Source organism: Nocardia sp. GP40 (assembly GCF_050434125.1).
In the GTDB taxonomy this organism is placed as follows: Bacteria; Actinomycetota; Actinomycetes; order Mycobacteriales; family Mycobacteriaceae; genus Nocardia; species Nocardia albiluteola.
Map to the genome: position 1 here is coordinate 1 of NZ_JBNPVW010000003.1, position 20,665 is coordinate 20,665.

A 20,665-nucleotide genomic window follows, 5' to 3' on the forward strand; every position below is an offset into this window, starting at 1 on the left:
AGAATGAAACGGCAACGGAGCTCCTCGGCGACAGGCTGTCTTGGTCGACTACCTGAACCAACGAGCTCCGTTGCCCTATGCCTGAAATCCTCAAACTGCTTGCGCCACCAGCGAAAACACTAACTACCCGGCCTTGGGGAAACCCCAGTGTAACCACGGTTTTCATGGCTACTTTCGAGTTTCGTTTCAAGCGGCCTTCGAAGGTGTTGAGTACGGCTTCCCAGCGGGTGATCCAGCGTTGTCGTGCCGACACCCAACCCCGTTGAAAGATCCGATCATGATCCGCACTGCCGACGGTGAGCCATCACTCTTCGCCCAGCAACTCCGACGGCCGGCCACTCCACGTCACCACCAGCTCATCCCGCGCCCGGCTCGCCGCCACATAGAGCAACGACCGTTCCCGCAACTTCGCCTCATCTCGTTCCTCCTCCGGCACCCCATACAGGCTGTTGCGCAAAGGAACATGGTCTTCATCGACACCGGTGAGGATCACGCAGGAGAACTCCATTCCCTTCGCCCGGTGCATGGTCAGTACCTGGACATGCCCGGGCACCGCCGGAGTGTCGTCGAGCGCGCGGGCGCTGACACCGCGTTCGCCGAGCGCGCGCACCAGCTGCGTCCGGTCGTTCTTGCTGCGGGTCAGGACCGCGATGGTCGAAGGCTCGACCTCGGGGGTCAGCCATTGCTTGACCTTGTCCGCCACCACTTCCAGCTCCTCTGCGACGGAACTGCACTGCCGCAGATCGGGTTTCGGTCCGGTTCGCGCGGACCGATAGTCGCCGGCGAATTCCGGGCCTTGTTCCAGATCGTGGTACTCGCTGCCCTTCAGCACGCCCATCGCGAATGTCAGGTTCTGTGCGGTGGTGCGGTAGTTGAGCGTCAACCGGCGGGAGCGGCCGACGATCTTGATGCCGAGTCGCCCGAGCACGACTGGCTGTCCCCAGATCCGCTGGTGGGAGTCTTCGGCGATGAACAGGTCGTTGGTGCCTTCGGCGACCAGCGCGCGCAGCAGCTTCCAGTGCGTGGCGTGCAGGTCTTGCGCTTCGTCGACGATGACGTGATCGATCAGGTGCGGTAGGCCGGATTCGGCGCGCTTGCTCAGGTATTCGGCGGCGATCGCCAAAACCTCTGGGAAGCTGAGGGTTTCGTCCATGCGGCTGCGGCGCCGATAGGCCTCAATTAGCTTCCATATCGCGATCCGTTGCGGGCGTGACAAACGGACACCACGGCCGGGCCGCGGGGTCCTTGCGTACCGATCCAGTGTGGTGACCTTGTTCGCGAGCACAACCGATGTGTATTCATTGTCGAGGAACGACCACGTGGCCAGCCGTTTGTCGAGACCTGTGTCGATGTTTGCCGCGATCTCCCGCCACACCGTTTGCTGGTCCGTGCGTCTGGTCGGCACCTCGATGCGGGTTCCCAGCACCGCTTCGGTCGCTGCCCCGAGATCATCGGCTTGGCGTACGACGTCGTTGGCGAGTTTGTCCACGCTTTCGACGTAGATGCCGGGATCGCCGGGCTTCGCCGCGATCCGGATGTCCGGATCGAGCGACTTCAGATCGGCTGCGAGGTTCATGGCCAGGACCTTGTTGAACGTGGTCAACACGATGCGCGCCTGCGGATTCCGCCGCAGCAAGTTGCGCGCACGATGGATGGCGACCACGGTCTTGCCGGTGCCCGCACCGCCGGAGAGACGGAACGGTCCGTTGTAGTCCTTCCCGGCGTAGGTGCGCTGTTCGGGGTGCAGGAAGACTCGCCATGCGGCGAAGTCGCCGCCTTCGATGACTCGGCGCAGTTCGTCGCTGCCTGTGATGTAGGTGAATCGCATCTTCGAGGCGGGCCGGTCGAGTGCTTCGATGATGCGGTTGTCTTCGTCGACGGTGGTGTCGACCGGTGTCTCGGTGAACTGGTACTTGTCGCGGATCAGCGCGATGATCTCTTCGATACCGATGCCGCAGGCCAGGTCGAGCAGCGCCTCGCCTTGCCAGCCGTCGACGGTCGCGGCGACGTCGCTCAGGGCGTCGTCGTCGGCGGCGGCCAGGGCGCGTTCGGCGACGGCGGGGTGGATGCCGAGGCGATCGGTGAGTTCGGCGAGCGTGAATCCGGCCTGCGTGAGGAACCCGAGGGGCGGTCGGTTCACCTTCTCACTCGGTTGCGGTGAGGTCGCTTCGGCGCGCTCCGGAATGGTCTCGGTGAGAATGCTTTCGACGATACCGTTGACCGGGTTGACGTGCAGGGTGGCGCGTTCGGCGAGCGAATTCGCCACGTCGTGCGGCCACGTCCCCATATAGACGTAGGTGGTCTCTCCACCGCGAGGATCGACGCGGAAGAGCACCGCACGGTGGTTCAGGTCGACGCGCCCGGTCCGGACCCTGGGGTCGATCGAGCCCTTGATGGGTTCGATGTGCAGTCCCGGGGTCGTATCATCGGTTCCCAGCTTGTGGATGAAGCTGATCACCTTCTGTGCGATCGAGCCGTCGACTCGCTGCATCGCCTTGCTGTTGTGTGCCATCACGATATTCGGCATCACATCACCCCGTTCGCTGTCAGTGCCGCGACGATCGACGCGAGCTCCGGCGGGCAGATCCCCCACCCCTGGTTGATTATCGCTTCCGCGGCTTCTTCTCCGCCGTCGAACAGCACGCCGACGTGGGCGCTGGGCCACGCGAGGTCGATGACGTCGCCCTCGTCGGTCTCGAGCCCCTGCTCCGGCAATGGTGCACCCACCGCCGCGAGCTCGACAAGCAAGGCCCGCTCGATATCGGATACGGCGTTGTCGCACAACGCGTTCCACGCCGGTGAGAGGTCCTGGGAGGACACGGCCGCCACGTCCGGTGCCGAATCGTCGGCGGCCAGCAGCGTTCTGCTCGTGACCAGGTTCGCGGTGTGCAGGCCGAACCAGTTCGACAGGCGCAGCCACTCCCGCCACGCTGCACCCTCATCGGAAGCGATCTTGTCGTCCCGATCGTCCAACACCAGCACCGCCACGTTGGTACCAGTACTCGGCTGGAGGGCGGCGGTGACGGTCAGCGGGCCCTCGGCGTAGGCCCAGCAAGCGTATTCGCCGGCCGGGATCGGGTTGTCCTTCCCGTCGAGCAGGTCAAGGGCCCAGCTTGCGATGGCGGCCACGTCGCCCTTGGCCCGCTTGTCGCGCAGGAACATCATCGGCAGCCACCGGCCCACGCCGGACCATGCCTCGAGGTCAGGATCCTGCATGAAGGCCAGCAACTGTGTGATCGGGTCCGCGGCAAGGAGATCAAACAGTGCAGGCCGGACATTCTTCCTGACGCTCTTGGCTGCGCCCTCGGTATACCAGGATGGCGCATGCGTATCGCTGCGCTTGAACCGGTCGAGATCCTTGTGACCGAACGACCAGACGAGCACGCCACCGGACCGCAGGATGTTTCGCTTGCGGGCGTCGTCGGCGACACGGTTGTTCGGGCCGGGCTCGGCGTGGAATTTCCAGCCGTCGGCGAACACGGCGATCTCCGGCACGTCGGGATCGGTGGTGCTCAGCCCGAAGTCCGGAACGGCGTTGCCCATCTGAACCTGAGGTATCAACGTCCAGCGGCGAATCTTCTTGCCAGGCAGGGTAATTGTCGCCTGGTTGGCGTAGGTGCCGGGCTTCTCCTCGATCGTGGCGCCGAGGGTGCCCAGCCGATCCAGGAACGTGGCGTAGAAGTCACGCTCCAGCGGTGATTCAGCGCTGCCGACCTTCTTGGCAGGAGCCTCTTCGACGATCGACGCCGACCAGCGCTCCCACGATGCGGCCGTGCCAGGCTTCGCATCAAGAATCTGATCGAGGATCTTCGCCGCGGTCTTGCGGGACACCTTGTCGACCTCGTACGGCGGCGCGAACGGCAGCAGGCAGTTGTGGCACGCGAGCCGCTGTTCTGTTGCGCACGAGCAGTTTTCGACCACATCGCGGGCGGCGACCAGAACCGACCACACCTTGGCCGGATCGGCGAATTCGGCGAGATAGCCGGTGCCACCCGGCACCGTGTCGTGGATGAGCAGCGCGCGCTGGCTTTGCGCGTGGAGCGCGTCGGTAATCGTGGCGACATCCAGATGCTCCGGCGACCCGCCGATGACTTGACGCAGGCCGAGCAGGATCGCCGCACTCAGACTGGGATGGGCGAACGTGTCGTATTCCAGGACGTGCGGCACATGCAGCAACACCGCCTGGGTGCGCAATGTCCGGGCCAGTGCGATCTCCCGCACGTGCTTCTCATCGGCGGCCTTGCGGTATTTGCACCAGCTGCGGTGCTCGTGCGGCTGGTTGTGGCCGGCAACGCGGTCGAGTTGCCCGCAGCCGGAGCAGACGCGGAAGAGTCCGCTGGTGGTTTCGATGCCCGCGATGGTCCGCTTGCTGCCCTGTGAGGTCCGCTTGCCCATGTTGAGCCAGCGAATGTCGATACTGCGCAGGTATTCTGCGCCGAAGTCGTGGTCGGTGGCGAACCATCGCCGGGCGATGTTGTCCGGGTTGACGTCTGCGGCGGTGACGACGGTGTAGGTCTCGCGTTTGCGTTCGTCGCGGCTGTCGCTGATCGAGGCTTCATCGCGGCGGACCTCCGCCGACACCTTCGACATCTCGACCACCTGCAATTGCTGGCTCACATCGGCGATGGCACCGGTGTGGCAGCGCGGGCACTGCGTCGGCGGCGCGGCAGTCTCTGCGAGTGCGCTGATGCCGGCCCATCCGCACTGCGGGCACAGCCGCCAGGTGTGGATATTCGCTTCTCCCGCACCGAGATCGATCGCGTCGATCTGCACGGCCAACCCCTGGGCGTAGAAGGTGGATCCAGGTGCGAGTTCGGTGAGCGCGACCCGGGCTCCACGCTGATAGCTCTCGGTGTCGCCGCAGTATTCGTTGGACTCCGGATCGATCCAGGTGATGCCGACATCGAGGGTCACCGAATCATCGAGCAGCGTGTAGTTGGGCAGCACGCCGTAGCGTTCGAGCACACCCACCCAGTGCTCGTCGGTGAGGTCGCTGATGTGCTTGCGGAGCAGGCGCAGCGTGCCTTTCGCGGTCCGAAGGTTGCGACGGTCATCGTCGGTGGCCGCGGGGGAATTGGCGCGCTGCTCGAATTCCGGCAGCGCGGCGTCGACAGCCGTGCGCCGGTTGACCAGGTCGGTGACGTCCCGGTTCCAGCGATGCACAGCCTCCTGCAATAGGGCGACCAGCCCGCTGGGCTCGCCGAGCTCGGCCGGTGACGCCCAGGCCCGCAGGTTGGCGCACGTCTGCGTGTTGAGCAGAGGCCCGAACTGAGCGAGGAAGCCGTCTAGGAGTTCGTCGGCCTTCAGGTTGGCGGTGTCGATCAGCGTCGCCATCCAGGTGCCGTCGTCGAAGCTACCGAGCACGGCGCGCGCGGTGATCGGGTCCAGCGCGCCGGGCTGGCGCGCGAGCAGGTCCACGACGTGAGCCACGTACTGGCGTTGCAGGATCTCTTCAGCGGTGAGGAAGGTGGCCGGTGGCCGCACGTCACCGGAGATCACCGAGGTCGGATCGTAAAGCTTGGGCAGGTGCTCGCCACGGCCACGCACGAACGCCAGCACCAGCGAATTACCGGTGAGACGGCCCGCGCGCCCGACCCGCTGGAGATACGACGCCACCGTGCGCGGCATCGACCCGAGCATCACCGTCGACAGATCGCCGATATCGATACCCATCTCGAGGGTCGGCGTGGCGACCAGGACGTTGGGCGCGGTCGGGTCGGCACTGCCCTGCTTGAACTTGGTCTCGCATTCCAGGCGGATCGTGGTCGGCAGCAGCGAAGTGTGCTCGCGGGACACCACCCGTTTCATCTCGGACCGGTCGTAGAGCCTGCGGTAGAAGTTGTCCTGCTTCACCGCGCGGTGCAGCCTGCCCGGGCATCGGTCGAGCAGGCACGGTGCGCCGTCCAGTTGGTCGACCACGGTGACGCTGCCCGGACTGTACGTCTGGCAGACCTCGCACACCAGCAGGTGCCGACCGGCGGCCAAGTCGCCATCGGCGGGAGCGCCGACGAGGATGCCGTCTTCGCTCAATTCGTACGCGGTGAGCGACTTCTCGGTGGTGACCGTCGTCAGGATGCGTTCCTCGGCGAGTACCCCGAACAGCGAGCGGGCGAGGAAGCCCCCTTCGAACGGGGAAACCTGCAGACACCGCGCCGCCCATCGCGCGTACCAGGACGACGGCGCGGTGATCGGGTCGAAGCCTTCCGGAATGGTCCGTGCGCCCAGAGCCGGAAACGCCGGAGCTGGACGGCCTTTCGGGAAGGCGGGCATACCCTCCCCCTTCTTCCGGCCGCCCCACACCCACCGGCGATTGGCGTCGCGTTTGACGTAGGTGCCCAGCCACGGATGCCGGATCGCGCCTCGGGTCCGCATCCGCTCGAGGGTGCCGCGCACCCACTGTGTGACCGCCGTCGCGTCCGGGTCGGAGAACGTGAGTTGATGCTCCGCGCCCTGCAATGCCGCAACACCCAGTTGCGCAACGCGTTCCGGCGAGCCGAGATCCACCTCGGCGACCACGCTGCCGGTGAGTTCGAGTGTGCGACCGAGCCGGGACTGCAATCCGAATTCCAGGTCGATGTCGAACTGGACCCGCCGCAGCACCTTGCGCCGCGCTGCGCTGCGTTGCGCGGGGGTCTTGTCGGTCTGCCAGTAGGCGATGAACTCCTCGCGTTCGACGATATCGGGGGCGAGTAGATGGTAGCGACGACTCGGGTCGTTGCCGGCCCGGTCGATCACGGCATCACACAGTTCGGTGAGTGTCACCATGCCAGAGTCGGACACCTTGGAACCCAACGCATTGCGCAACGTCGAACGCAAACTCAAAGTGTGCGAGCGGGCCTGGACGAAACCGGCCCGGTGGGCGGCGTCCTGCACGCTGTCGGTGAACATGAGCGCCTTCTTCTCGTCGGCGTCGAGGTCGGCGTCGCCGAACATGCTCGACAGCGCCACCGACAGCTGGGTGGCGATCGCGCTGCCGAGGAACCGGATCCCGTCGGCCGCATTGCAGGCCGGGCACACGTCTTTGCGCGAATCGTCGTCGGCCGCGGGCCCGTGCAGCACCAGGACGGGCAGGACGCGTCCTTCCAGCACCTCGGCGCTGTCGGGATCCGGTGCCTTCTCGCTGATCTCGCGTTCGTCGATGTGTAGCCAGCGCAATCCCTCGACCAGCGTGTCGAGCTGGGCCTCGACCGGGGCGGAAATCAATGCCCGGAACCTGGCGCCGCCCTGGGCGTGGTAGCCGCGCACGGATTTCTGGTCGGGGTCCAGCGCGCTGCCGGTCGGGGCCAGTCGTAGGCCCCATCCCGAGCGACCGCAGTGCCTGCAGAACAGCGCGGTCATGTACTCGAGGTTCGGGTCTTCGACCGCACCGTCGTCGCCCCACCGGAACAGCGTCGTCGCCGACAACGCGCGATCGATACGGGAAAGCTCCCGAACCCACAGGTGCACATCCACACCCAGCGCGCTGCGGCCGATCTCGGCACGCAGGTGCGACAGCGCGGCGAAGAAGAAGTCGAGGTAGCGCTGCCGCTTGGCCTGCCCACGCGGATTGTCCCGCCCGCTGGACGGCGGGGGCAGCACCGCCTCCGCGAGTTCGGCCAGCGACACCGCCTCCGTGGCCCGCTTCAGCACCTGAGCCAACAGGTTGTGCTTTTTCAGCAGGTCGAGTTGCTCGGCTGCGTCGAGCCGACGCAGTGCAGCTGCCATACGCTCCGGCTCTTCGTACACGCCGTCGTTGCGTTCGAACAAGCCCGCCAGCACGGTGGCGGTGAGCTGGGTGTTGCTGGGTGAGGTCTCGACCAGGGCTTCGAGCCGTTCGACGGCATCGTCGACCGCTGGAACGACGCCCCGATATAACCGATCCAGCTCGGTATCGCGGTCCGCCAACCATTCCGCTGGGCTTACCCGGGTTTCGCCGACGAGCGTGTCCTCGGTGAAGACCTCGCCGAAGACGGTGTGCGCGAAGTCCAGCATCGCCGTCGGCTTCCCGTTGGAACCGAGCGTCGCGGACGTAGCGACCGGCGTGATCCGCCCGAGCGGCCGCGCGCGATCCTCGTCGGTGACCGGTGACGAGGAGTCCCAATACGACTTCACCGCCAGCCCCAGTCGGCGCAACAGCATCGCCACATCGGTGCCCTGCGCGCCGTCGTAAGTGTGGAATTCGTCGAGCACCACATACTGCAGTGACAGCGCCGACTGCCGCCACATGGGCGCCCGATCCGGCCGTAGCAGAAGATGATCCAGCATTTTGTAGTTGGTGAGCAGGATGTCCGGCGGTGAATCATGCATCAGCCGCCGATCGGTGATCAACCCCTCCGCCGATACCATCGTGCGCCCACCCGAGGACTGCTCACCGGTGTAGAGGCCGGCCGTCACACCCGCAAGCTCAGGATGCGTGGTGATGAGTTTGGCCAGACGCTGCTCCTGGTCGTTGGCCAGGGCATTCATCGGGTAGATGATCAGCGCTTTCATCCCGGCCACGCCCTGCTTCTTGGCGCGCATCACGTGGTCGAGGATCGGGATCAGGAACGACTCGGTCTTACCCGAGCCGGTCCCGGTCGTCACCAGGGTCGGCAGCGGACGCTGCTGAAACTTGGTCGACAGCCGCTCGAACGCCTTCGCCTGATGCTCGTAGGGGACGAAACCCTTTGGCCACCAATCCAGATGCATGCCCCAATTGCCTTGCGCCGGCGCGAACGGCAGCCGCAGCCGCACATACGGGCCCTTGAACATGCCATCAGCCGGGTGACCGACGAAATCGCTCAACGCACCCTGGGCATCCGGATCGGTCAGGGCGAACGTGGTGGCGAGGTAGTCGGTCAATCCCTCGCGCAGGCGGTCGGCCTGCAACGTCGGCAGTAGCGCCCCCATAGTCGACGTGTATCCCTTCTACTGCTGGCGGTGGTCGCTGACAGCGGTTCGGAGGAGCGGCATTACGACTGGCTTTCGAGCAGCGCGGAAAAGTGCTTGTGGGCCAGTTCCATATCGCGCTCGCGGTCGACGCCGACGAACGGTTCGACGTAGGTGACGCCGTCGACGGTCAGTTCGGATGGGCTGAGGCCGCCCTTCTTCCGGTAGTCGGAGGCGAGTTTGGTCGGCAGCTGGCGGCCGTTGGCGTCGTATAGGGCCTCGCGTTCGTACTTCTGGAGGACCGGGAATTGGGTGCGGTAGATCGTCAGGAGTTCGTCTGCCGTGATGTCGAGCATGATGGCGACTATGGCGTCGATTTCGACGAGGGCTTGGCGGCGGTCAGCGGCGCGGCGGAGGGGAGTGTGCCAGGTCCATTCGGCATCGGTATCACCGAGATCGGTGGCACTACCTACGCCGACACCAGGTACCCACGAATCGTGTTGCCAGCGTGAGCTGTACAGCCCTGACCACAGAGTTGCATACGGCTGCACGAGGCAGTTCAGCCTGAGGGTGCGCAAGAGGAGTTGTGGCTCGAGCTGATGTCCACGTACGTGTGGAATCTTCCCAAGTGCTGAAGTTTTGACGTGTCCAACCCCCATTACCTTGATAAGGAAATCCGCAATAATCGAACTGGTAAACCCAGACATTAAAGCCAGATCAGAGTTGTCTTCGGTGGAGAGTGAGAGTAGGCCGCCAACGTGTGAAGGGCCAGCTGGTATGAGCGCTGAATGAAGCGTACGAACTGTCGCTGAGTCGCACATTTCTCGCCAGGCCAAGCGGAAGTAGTTCGAGCTGGGCTCGCCGTTCCAGTGTGGATATGCTGCTGCATACTCCGACCGTGGCCGGGCTACTCGGTAGTTCGTTCTCGGCATGAAGTCGCCGCCGATGGTTTCGAGTGGAATATCCGAATAATCTTGTTGGTGCTTCGCGGTGCTGTTTGGTTGTTTGAATAATGGAGTCGACACGCTGATATGCGGTCCTTGGAGGATTACATCTTCCCATTTTTCGGGCACCTCGGAACGGGACTCGAAGTAGCCGAGCTTTCGGTCTGCGGATTCGTGCCAACCAGCAGTCCATTCGAAACCCAGGTCGCCCAGGCGAGGTGCGGAGGCGATCTTGTCCAGAACCTCCGCACTGGCACGGTTGACTGGGTACAGCATGCGGGCCTCGTTGGCAGGTGTTCCGGGTGCGTCGATCAAAGCTGCCCACCCGGACAATTCTGATTCGGTAACTTCGATGATTCGCTCTCGATGCGGACGGAGATCCCAATTATCGCTTTCGTCGCGAATCCTAGGGGGTGGACCAGTCCCGTCGTGTGCTAATGACCTTTCAATTACGTCAGGGTGGAATATGGAGCCAGCGTGAAGGAATTTGATGGTGCTGTTTGCTTGTCCATAGATGTGGACTCCAAAAGTGCGCTTGTCGCTAATTTCGCGGAACACGTACATATTGTTCTTGAACCCCCAGTGGCGACGTAATCGCACGTACGCTGCTCGGCGAAGGTTGGTTGCGCGAAGCTCGGTGAAATGACTTTCCGGATGGATCAGCGAAACGATCCCACTTAGCGCGGATGATCTCCACGTGCGCTCCATGAAGCATCGGTACATGTCGGGTTGCAACCCGGTCAGTACAGGCCGGTCGATGCTTGAGCTGAGATGCTGGTTCTGCCCTGCCTGATCCGCGCGTTCATTGAGGAAGACAGCACACGCATCAGGTAGGACTAGGATCTCGGCGGATTTGGCCCGCTTGAGTTGTTCTGATGGTTTTACCGCCAGCTGCCACCACGGATCGAACTCGGCTAGCACGCTTGCCTCGTCCCAATCCGGCCGCACCCACGGCGGATTACCGACCTGAAGATCAAACCCGCCGCGCGCGAACACCGGGGCGAAATCAAGCTTCCAGTGATGGAAGCCCTGCATCTTAGCGATATCGGCCGCGACGGTCAGCCAAGGAAACTCTGCGACCGCCGCCTCGATCGATTTCACTTGCGCGAAAGTACGGTCGGTGTCTTCGGCGATATCCAGCTCGAACCAGCTCAGGTCGCCCGCGATGCTGGTCTGCCCGTACTTCTCGTACTTCCCGGCCTTGGGTGTGATCCCGAGCAGAGCTTCCAGCCCACCGATCCACCGATCCCAGTCCGGTGCGGGGATGTCGGTGGTCAATGGCCATGACCAGAGCGCGCACCAGGCGTCCATGACTCGGCGGAGCCGACGGTAGGCGCCGTTCTCGTCGTGCAGCACCGCTTCGATCTGCTCGCGGGTCACGGCAGGCGTGTACTCGACGGGCTCGCTGCCCCACAGATGCAGGTCACGCCGGATTTCGGATTCGGCAATGGCGAGCCGGCGCAGCGTGAACTGCCACAGAGTTTCTACGCGCTGGGCGAGGGAGGCGAGGCGTTTGGCGATGTCCTTTGACGGGGTCTTGCGGATGTCGTTGCGCCACAGGCGTAGTTCTTCACGCTTGTCCGGTGCGTAGGTCTTGGCTTCGGCGGTGTCGATCACTGCCCCCCACCCTTCGGCGGGCAGCAGGAAGTGGTGGATGCCGATGCCGATCTCCTCGCCGAGCGGCACGTCCTTCGGAACGGTCTTGAGCCACGCCTTTTTCGCGAGCTCGTTCGGCATGTAGACCCCGCGCCGGGCTCCGATGAGGGAGTTGCCTCGGCGCAGATGCAGCCCGAACCACGGGGCTTGCAGACCGGCGACCATGGTGTCCAGCCATAGCGAGATCTCGGCCAGCTCGACGGCTGTCGCGTTCAAGTCGACGCCATACACCTGGTGCAGCGCGATGTGCGCCTTCACCTTCTGCAACTCGACCGGATACTGGTCGGGTTCGATGCGTTCGCCGAGATCTTCCTGCTTGCGCTTGAGGTATTCGGCGGCCAGCTGGCGGACGGCTTCGATCGCGAACGCGCCGGAGCCCAGCGCGGGCTCGCAGATGGTGAGCTGAAGGATCTCCTCGAGGGAGGTCCTACTGTCGTTCTGGTCGAGCAATTCCTCCAGCGCTTGGGACACAACGAATTTCGTCAGCACCTCTGGTGTGTAGTACGAGGCGGACTGCTGCCGTTCGCGCCCGGCGAGCCGGAAGACGAAGGTGCCCTTGCGATGCAGGACCGGCTTGAGTTCGTGCGTGTCGGGGTCCTCCGCCCGCACGAAGTCGGATTCGGCGAGGTGATCGGAGCGGTCCACCGGCACCACCCAGGAGCCCTTCTCCGGGTCACCGTTCTTGGCGACCTCGTAGAGGTCTTCTTCGGCGAAGAACCCGGTGTAGGACATCAGCCCCTCGTACACCGCGCCGAGTTGGTTAATGCCGAGTTCGGCGTAGCTGATGAAACCGCGGTCGGCGCCCTTGCGGGACTTGCTTTCCTTGGTGAGCAACAGGTGTTCCAGCACGCGCTGCGTCGCTTCGTTGCCGAGCTTCACCTCGTCGATGAGCGCGGTGGCCTTGGCGGAGAACAGGTCCGCGCGCAGCGGATTGAAAACCAGGCCGGGCGCGGGATCGTCGGCGACGTCGTCGCGGACATGCGGGGTGTGACCGCCGTCGACCAGGTCGAACAGCTTTTTCAGCGACTCGTACAGGTGGGTGCCGGTGCGGGTGCGGTGCGAGACGAATTCGGTGAGGGTGAGTTCGCGCAGACGGTCGAGGCCGTAGCCTTCTTCGTATTCGGCGGCGCCGGTGGGCAGTACCTGCATTTCCGGTGACGCTTCGGCATACAGCAGGAACAGGATACGGTAGAGGAAACGCAGGGCGTGTTTGGCCAGGTCGTTGCCGTCGATGCCGTCCATGGTCAGGCTGCGTTCGGCGCGGCGGCGGACCACTTCGTTGGCGATGATCTCGATGGACAGCCTGATGCCTTCGCGCAGGTCCTTGGAGACACCGACGGTGTGGTTGACCGAATCCTTCAGGACCTCGGTCCACCAGATGTTCCCGTCGGCGTCCGGCTTCAATGCTTGATGGCCGAAAATAGCAGCGACGCGGTCGATTTCGCCGCCTCGTGCCTCGTGTTTGCGTTCAGCGACGACGAGAAGGTTGACGGCGAGGTAGCGGCCTTCGGCCCAGCGTTCCTTCTCGGTGAGCAGATGCCACTGACCGGCCTGCACCACCACGAACGCCGGCGGCTCGTCGGAGAGGAACGCCGCGGACACCGCCTTGGACACCGAATCGACCGGCTTGTCGTCCTCGAGGGCGGCGCTGATCAGTCGGCCGGTGTCGTGGTCGAGCAGATCCTCCAGGGAGGAGACCGGATTCGCTTGCAGGAATAGCACATTCGGCACGCCGGGCAGTTGCGCGTCGGGGATTTCCAGTTCGGAGCCCGCGCGTACGGCGGTGAACGAACCCAGTTCGCCCAGGTAACCGAAGGCGGCACGCACTGCGGCGTGTGCCTTGGGTGCAGTCTCCGGGTTTTCCGCGAGCGCGGCGAGCTCGGTCTGCAGGTCACGTGTCGCGGCCAGCAGGGAACTGCGGACGGTGGGGCGGCCTTCTTTTGCTTCGGTGTCCCAGAGTTTGCGCAGTTCCATGACCTTGCCGTGGAACGATTCTTTCACCGAGTCGGTGGTGAAGTAGTGTTCGCTGATCCAGTCCTCGCCGACGACGATGGAGTCGAAGGAAGCCATGGTCACTGATCCTTTTCGGGGACGATCACCAGCAGCGGGCGCACCAGTTGCTGGGTGGGGGCGAGCGATTCGGCGAGGCGCTGTTCTTCGGCGATCCGGCGGGAGAGCTTGTCCACCTTCTTTTTCTGACCATGGAGCAGCTCGAGCTGTTCAGCGCCGGAATACCAGCGGTCGGCGCGCTGTCGCCACGCGTCGAGGCGTTCGTGGGCGGTCTGTTCCTGTTGATCGAGGACCAGTCGCATCGACTGGCCGGCCTTCTCCACTGCGACCGGGATGAGCTGTTGCAGGGTGTCGGTGGCTGTGATCGGGCCGGGGTTTGCGGTGCCTGGCTTCAAACCGGTGTCGGTGAGCAGGAATTCGAGGTCGGAGTGGGTTGTCACCATCGCGAACGACGGGTTGTGCGGGTCGAGGAACTCGACGGTGGAGAAGACGCGGGAGATGAGTTGACCGCGCTGGTTCATCAGCGTGCCCATCAGCAGGACGGTGGTTGCGGTGAGTGAGCCTCGGATGGCGAAGATCTGGTTGCGGCCCAGCGCGCTCAAGGCGCGGTCGCTGGCCCAGTCCAGCACCGGATGCAGTGGTCCGAGGAAGTGCGCTTCCGGCCAGGTGGTGTCGTCGACGCCCTTGCCCTTCTTGGCGGCATCCAGTTGGGCGTCGCCGACCTGGCGGGAGGTGGCCAGTTTCAGGCGATCCAGGACGCCGTGCTGGAGATAGTTCTGTGGCAGCTGCCCCAGCCGTTGTTTGAGGTCGCGTGGTGGAACCAGTTCGGCGATACCGTGATTGGCGTGCACGGTCCAGCCGACGCCGCCCGCGGCGGGGTCGGCGTGCGGGATGTCGTGGAAGCCGGCACGCAGGGCTTCGTCTAGGAAGCTGATGTCGTCGGAATACAAGCTCTGGCGCGGGAGTTCCGGCAGGTTGGGTGTGTCCTCGGATTCCAGGTCCAGCTCGGCGAAGAACGCGTCGATGTCGTCGCCGCCGATCACCTCATCGATGCTGCGTACCTGGTCGTCGAGGGTGGTCTTGCCCGCCAGGACATCGCGGATCGCTGATTCCTCGTCGCCCACACTGTGTTTGCCCATCAGTGACGCGACGTCGCCGAGGGTGGAGTGTGCTTGGTTCTCGCGTTCCAGCAGGCGCGAGAGGACACGCAGGTCGCCGGAGAATTCCGGGTCCGCCGGTTCCAGGATCAGCGACGAGATGACCGGTGGGCGTTTCTGGCCGTAGCGGTCGATGCGGCCGTTGCGTTGTTCGATGCGAATCAGCGACCACGGGATGTCGTAGTGGATCAGGTGGTGGCACTGTTCGTGCAGGTTCACGCCCTCGGACGCGACGTCGCCGGTGACCAGCACCCGGATCGGTGAGGTCTCCAGTTTGAAGTTGTCGACGATGGTCTGCTGTTCGATGTCGGACAGGCCGCCGTGCAGCATGGCGACGTTCTCTGGCTGCAATCCGATTGCATCTGGGAGCAATTCGGTGAGCCACTTCAATGTGGCGACGCGTTCGGCGAACACCACTGCGCGGGTGGGCGACTTCGTGCCGACACCGATCTCCCGCAGCCGCTGGATCAGCGCGGCCTGCTTGCCCGCCGACTCGGTGAAGGCCTTGTCGTTGAGATCGGACAGGATGTTGAGCGCGAGCAGTTCGGTGTGCTGCTCGGGAGTGTGCGGGCCACCTTTGTCCTGCAGCTTGGCACGGCGCTGATTGATCGACTCCCGCAACGCGGCGGGCGAGGATAGGAATGCTTTCGCCAGCGTCCAGCTGAACAGCACCTTGGTCTCACCGGAGTACGGTGACGCTCCGGTGAGCGGATGCAACCAGACCTGCGACAGCTCCTGTGCCACAGCGTTTTCCACCAGCGATGGTTCGACCAGGCGGTGCACGGGCTCGGCGCGTTCGGCCCAGTCGCTGCCGACCTCGGCGGCCACCTCGTCGTGATGGCGGTGCCTGCGGATCAGTAATGCGGAGACGTCGTCTTTGGTGAACGACCCGTCCGCCGCGACCGCCGTTGGATCCAGCAGACGCAGCAGTTCGGCGAACGATTCCTCACGACCGTTGTGCGGGGTGGCCGACGCCAGGATCAGTGCCTCGGTGTTCGGGGCGAGCACGCGGGCCAGCTCGTTGTTCTGGGTGCCGACATTGGTGAGGTTGTGCGACTCGTCGATGACCACCGCGTCCCAGTGCTGGCGTTCCAGATGGGCTTTGTAGCGTGGGCTTTTGAGCGTGTCGATCGAGATGATCGCGCGCTTGTAGTAGGTGAACGGGTTGCGTGTGGCCGGAAGCTTCTGACGGACCTTCTGGATGCCGGCCGAGTCCAACCGTACGAACGGCAGCGCGAATCGGCACCACAGCTGGTGCTGCGTCTGCTCCAGCACGTGCTTGGGCGTGACGATGAGGATGCGTTCACCGCGGCCGCGCCGGACCAGCTCGGACAGGATCATGCCGATCTCGAGCGTCTTGCCGAGACCGACGGCGTCAGCGAGCAGAATCCGCGGCCGGATCAGACGCGGATCCAGCGCCTTCGCCACCGCGGCCCGCTGGTATCCGAGCGAATCGGCCAGCATGCGTGTCGACACCGTCAGCGTTTGGTCGCCGTATGGGAATGGCGTTTTGCGTAGCAGAGCTTCCAGCCACAGGCGGGAGTCGCGGTAGCCCGACGAACCATCCGGTACGACTTCGGCTTTGGCGGGATCGAGCACCTCGATGTCGTCGAGACTGTCGTAGAAGGTCGCGGTGGTATCGGCGACCAACTCCGATAGCCCGCGCACCCGGACCAGCCATCCATCCGACCCCTGCTCGGCGGAGGTGACCAGCCACTCCTCGTTGCGGATAAGGACAATCGAACCGGGCGCGACGTTCAGCGAGTCGCGCGCTTCCGCAGAGGTCATCGGTCGTGCTCCTGTGTAAAAGTGTTCAGCCCACTGAACTTACCGTCTCTGGAACGATTTGTGTTTCAGTCTGTTTCGAACTGGGTACTTTGTATTGTTGCCTGTGGGTTTGACATTGGACGGCTCGAAGGCGAACCCTTCACCAGTGCACCCGGAGATGGGTTGTCACCGGGACGATCCCAGCGGCCTCCAGAGCCTCCTCCACGCGGACAACCCGGTCGGCGGTCATTCGTCCCCGAGCATTGTGGGTAGGTCGCCCGAGTCGCTGCATCAACTCGTCGACCGACACCACGTAGCGGCGGTTCCGGGCGGGAAGAACCGCGCGCACACTGTCATTGGTCAGACACAACAGAGCGCGGATGGACACGTCCTCACCAGCAGCTCGCAGCAGGCGCGCCAGCGCTGCGCTTTTGTTGGCTGTGATCCGGAGCGGGTCGCCGTGCTCGATCCGTTCACCGGTCTCCGAGGTCTGGACCCATATGTCACCAATCACCTCGACATCACCTCGCCAGGCTTTGAGCTCAACCATGTGCAGCCCACTCGGCGCGGCAATCAGTAGATCGACCTCGTACAGGCTGCCCATCGCTGTGGCGAAGCTGAAGTTGGACCACGCTCGCCAGGGATCTGCATCAGGCATGGCCAGGCGGATTCGCGCCAGGCCGGCCCGCTCGTGCATGAAGACCGATTCGTTGATCGCCGTCCAGCGCTGCCGAGCTTGCGGTCTGTGCTGCAGCATCATCCGCGGATGCGGCTGTGTGTCGTTCGGGTTGCACACCGTATTCCTCCTTCGGCGCGGTGTCGGTGTGATCGCCACCAGCGGACAGATCGCGATCAGTGCTGACAGGTCGGGTCAGCTACCGCAGCGACACCGTCGCGCCACCGGAAAACATCGAATCGTGCAGGACGATCCGATCCGGAACGTCGCCGGCGGGCAGGTCGAAAACCACCTGGGCGGTCACGGAATTGCCAGGGTTGATCTCCGCGTAGAGGCTGGTGTCGGCTTGCAGATTGATCGCGGCGGACGCGTCGTTGGTGAACCTGCGGTTCTGCGCGTCGTAGACGTACTGGTTGCCGGGGGAGAAACCCTGCGGCACGGAGCCGATGTTGCGCACGGTGATCGAGACGATCGAGTACGAGCCCTGGGCCTTCTTCTGCAGGTACGGGTTGTCGCCGATGATCGAGAGACCGTTCTGCACGTTCGTGACGACGAACTCGAATTTGCCGTCCCGCACTGGGGTGTTCAGGCCGGGTGGCGCGGGTTTGGCCGGTGGCTCGGTCGGCACTGGCTTGGTTGTCGGCAAGCTCGACGCGGCGGGAGCGGGCGCAGCCGCGACGGGTGAACTCGCGGCGGTGGTCTTGCTGTCGGCCTTGTTGTCGTTATTGCCCGACAGCGCGCCGCCGAGCCCGCACAGCAGGATGAACCCGCCGACGACGCTGAGGGCGATGATCAGGGTTGAATTGGACTTCTTCGGGGGTACGGGTGGCCGCGGGTAGGGCGGCCGGCCCGGGATCTGTGGTGGGATCGGGCCTTGCGGGTAGGTTGCCCCGGCTGGGGTCTGTGGCGGAACCGGGCCCTCTGGATAGGGCATGGGACCGTGCGGATTGGTCATCGGAGGCGCTCCTCGTTTCTAGGATCAGAGCTGGTTGTGCGGGCAGTAGGCGTCGATGGAGGCGTCGAGGAAGCTGTACGGGTAATCGACTGCGCCCCGGTTCTTCTCGGCAAGAACGATGTGGTTGTGCTCCGTGTTGCCGTACGCATCGAGCCACTGGCAGTCGGCATGTGCCAGGCGGATGGCAGCGTCCTGGGTGTCGCAGGATTCCTCGTCGAAGTACGACTCGCGCAGGAAGAGGTAGTCGGCGCTGCTGCGCAGGCTGCAGCCACTGGAGGACGAGCCGCCAGCCGAACCGCTGGGCGGGGCGGCGACTGCAGCGGGCGCCAGAGCGGTGAGGGTGGCGGCCGTGCCGATGGCGAGCAGCGTCGCGAACGTGCGGGTGGTGAGCATGAGATTTCCCCTGGTGATGGTGCGGTGAAAACAGCCCGGTGCGGACGTCGGCCGGGTCGGAAGCTGTTGCCGCTCTGGCGAGAACGAGTTCGTCTCGGTGGGCGGCGAAGCTGATGTAAAGATACGGTGGCTGTGAAAGCAATGTCAAACGTTTTTCGGAGGTTGATTTTTGCTCACAGATCGGCCAGGGTGGACGGAACAGCCTCGAGAGGAATGGCATGCCCAAACCCGTGTCCACGGTCAGTGCCGCCGAGCTCTCCCGGCTCGCCGGCGTCACCCGCGCGACGGTGAGCAACTGGCGGCGAAGACACAGTGATTTCCCCAAAGCGGTCGGTGGCAGCGAGGCCCGGCCGTTGTTCGACCTGCATCAGATGCAGGAGTGGTTGGCGGCACGCGACATTCGGCCGGCAGACTCGCCGATGGCCGAGTTGCGAACGATGCTGCGCGCGGACGTGACACCCGACGATGCCTTCCGATTCATGCAATCGCTGCGGCGGGCCGAGGATGGGTGGGTCTTCGACGAGCGCGACTCGGCGAGCGCCGAGTTCGCTACGCGCGCGGTACCTCTCGTGGAGCGAGTGAGCGCGATCGACGGCGCGCGAGTAGCGATCGACGCACTGGCCGAACGAGCGCTCGAGGATGCCGTCGCGACCGGCATCTACGGCACACCGGAGCGGCTGACAGCTTTGATGGCCGAATTGGTCAGCACACCAGGCGAAACGGCGGTGCGCAGTGTGCTGGATCCGGCGTGCGGTGGCGGCTCGCTGCTGTCGGCTGCCGCCGAAATCGGCGCGGTCGATCTGTACGGGCAAGACGTCGTCGCGGTGCAAGTCGAGCGCGCCCGGTTGGCAGTGCACGCGGAGACCGATCTCGCACCGGACGTGCGCCTCGGCGACAGCCTGGTCGCCGACGTGTTCTCCGACCTTCGAGTCGACGCTGTGCTATCCAATCCGCCCTATGGCCAGCGGGACTGGGGCGTCGGGGAACTCGCATTCGATACCCGGTGGGAGTACGGACTGCCGCCGCGTCTGGAGTCAGAGCTGGCCTGGGTGCAGCATGCGGTGGCGCATCTGCGGCCCGGCGGGACCGCGGTGTTGTTGCTGCCGCCCGCGGTGGCGTCCCGGCCATCCGGGCGCAAGATTCGCACAAATCTGGTCCGTTCCGGTGTGCTGCGGGCGGTGATCGGATTGGCCCCGGGGGCGGCGCCGCCATGGCATGTCGGGTTGCAGATCTGGGTGTTGCGGTCACCGCACCCAGACGCGCGGCCATCCGATGCACTGCTGTTCGTCGACTCGACCAGGGTGCCGACCGAGGGCGAGGACCGCATCGCGTGGGATGCCGTCACCGACAGCGTGGTTCGGGCGTGGCGGACGTTCGACGGTGGGAATGACGCGGTGCCCGAGCTGGGGATCGCCGCCGCGGTCGGATTGGTCGACGTGCTCGACGACGCCGTAGATCTCACCCCTGCGCGCTACGTCCATTCGTCGCTGGATTCCGGCGCGGTCTCCGACCGGGTCGACGCAGCCCTAGCACAGTTGAGTGCGTCAGGTGACGAATTCGCCGCAGCGCGAGCGGCGCTGGCGGGATGGACCGGGTCGCCGACGAAGTCGTGGCGCCACGTCACCATCGCGGATCTGGTGAATCATGGTCAGTTGCAATGGATTCGGGCGCAGCAGCCGAGCAAGGAGGTGAGCACGTCGCGGGATCAGCGCTCGGTCCTCACAGTATCGGATGTCGGAGCGGGCAAGCCCCCCTCCGGGACGATGAGTACGGCGCAGCCGGCGGAGCAAGTCGAGATCGAACTTGGCGATGTGCTGATTCCCGTCATGCGCAGTGACCGGACGGGCGGGCGCAACGTGCGTGTTGCGGGGCCGAACGATGTGCAGGCGATTCGCGGCCCACACCTGCACACACTGCGCGTCGACCCGGAACGTCTAGATCCCTGGTTCGTAGCGGGAGTCCTGACCGGCTCCGACAACGTATCCGCGACACGCACGTCCACTGTCCGGTTCGATCCCAGCAAGCTGCGGATTCCGGTGGTCTCGCTGCCGGAGCAACAACGTTACGGCACCCTGTTCCAGCAGTTGTTTCAGCTGCGGATGGCTGCCGCGCGCGCGGCCGAAGCGGCCGAGAATGTCGCTGATCAGATGTTCACCGGGCTCACCGTGGGCGTGCTCGTCCCCGCCGACGAGATTACCGACCCGAGCGCACGGGGCTAGCGCGCAACCGGCGGGTAGCTGAGCGGCGCTGCTACCGTTTC

Annotated in this window: 8 protein-coding genes; 1 reads left to right on the top strand and 7 read right to left on the bottom strand. The window is 64.6% G+C overall.

Annotated features, from left to right (window positions below):
- Positions 1 to 304: 304 nt before the first annotated feature.
- The 7 genes from ABH933_RS09180 to ABH933_RS09210 all read right to left on the bottom strand — a co-directional run bounded on the left by ABH933_RS09180 (position 305) and on the right by ABH933_RS09210 (position 18,405).
- Positions 305 to 2,527, bottom strand: a complete 2,223-nt coding sequence (locus tag ABH933_RS09180; protein WP_429415821.1) for a 3'-5' exonuclease — start codon at positions 2,525 to 2,527, stop codon at positions 305 to 307.
- Positions 2,527 to 8,868 (bottom strand): DEAD/DEAH box helicase, encoded by a 6,342-nt coding sequence (locus tag ABH933_RS09185; RefSeq protein ID WP_429415824.1) that lies wholly within the window; start codon positions 8,866 to 8,868, stop codon positions 2,527 to 2,529. The genes ABH933_RS09180 and ABH933_RS09185 overlap by 1 nt, the downstream gene beginning before the upstream one ends.
- 62 nt (positions 8,869 to 8,930) lie before the next feature.
- A complete protein-coding gene (locus ABH933_RS09190) occupies positions 8,931 to 13,517 on the bottom strand; it encodes an Eco57I restriction-modification methylase domain-containing protein (RefSeq protein WP_429415827.1) in 4,587 nt (1,528 codons plus the stop codon).
- Positions 13,518 to 13,519: 2 nt separating this feature from the next.
- Complete coding sequence (locus ABH933_RS09195; RefSeq protein WP_429415830.1) at positions 13,520 to 16,402, bottom strand: helicase-related protein; 2,883 nt, start codon at positions 16,400 to 16,402, stop codon at positions 13,520 to 13,522.
- Between the two features lie 139 nt (positions 16,403 to 16,541).
- Complete coding sequence (locus tag ABH933_RS09200) at positions 16,542 to 17,177, bottom strand: NERD domain-containing protein (RefSeq protein ID WP_429415833.1); 636 nt, start codon at positions 17,175 to 17,177, stop codon at positions 16,542 to 16,544.
- Positions 17,178 to 17,256: 79 nt separating this feature from the next.
- Entirely contained in the window at positions 17,257 to 18,012 is a 756-nt protein-coding gene (locus ABH933_RS09205; protein ID WP_429415836.1) for a DUF4352 domain-containing protein, read from the bottom strand.
- 24 nt (positions 18,013 to 18,036) lie between these two features.
- Positions 18,037 to 18,405 (bottom strand): DUF732 domain-containing protein, encoded by a 369-nt coding sequence (locus ABH933_RS09210; protein ID WP_429415839.1) that lies wholly within the window; start codon positions 18,403 to 18,405, stop codon positions 18,037 to 18,039.
- Positions 18,406 to 18,623: 218 nt separating this feature from the next.
- Between ABH933_RS09210 and ABH933_RS09215 the strand changes: the two genes are divergently transcribed.
- Positions 18,624 to 20,624: an N-6 DNA methylase gene (locus ABH933_RS09215; RefSeq protein WP_429415842.1), complete on the top strand. Its 2,001-nt coding sequence runs from the start codon at positions 18,624 to 18,626 to the stop codon at positions 20,622 to 20,624.
- The last annotated feature ends 41 nt before the right edge of the window (positions 20,625 to 20,665 follow it).

Bases quoted from the DNA above. Each gene is read 5' to 3' on its own strand.
- ABH933_RS09185 (WP_429415824.1), bottom strand. From the start codon at position 8,868: ATGGGGGCGCTACTGCCGACGTTGCAGGCCGACCGCCTGCGCGAGGGA.
- ABH933_RS09180 (WP_429415821.1), bottom strand. From the start codon at position 2,527: ATGCCGAATATCGTGATGGCACACAACAGCAAGGCGATGCAGCGAGTC.
- ABH933_RS09205 (WP_429415836.1), bottom strand. From the start codon at position 18,012: ATGACCAATCCGCACGGTCCCATGCCCTATCCAGAGGGCCCGGTTCCG.
- ABH933_RS09190 (WP_429415827.1), bottom strand. From the start codon at position 13,517: ATGGCTTCCTTCGACTCCATCGTCGTCGGCGAGGACTGGATCAGCGAA.
- ABH933_RS09215 (WP_429415842.1), top strand. From the start codon at position 18,624: ATGCCCAAACCCGTGTCCACGGTCAGTGCCGCCGAGCTCTCCCGGCTC.
- ABH933_RS09195 (WP_429415830.1), bottom strand. From the start codon at position 16,402: ATGACCTCTGCGGAAGCGCGCGACTCGCTGAACGTCGCGCCCGGTTCG.
- ABH933_RS09210 (WP_429415839.1), bottom strand. From the start codon at position 18,405: ATGCTCACCACCCGCACGTTCGCGACGCTGCTCGCCATCGGCACGGCC.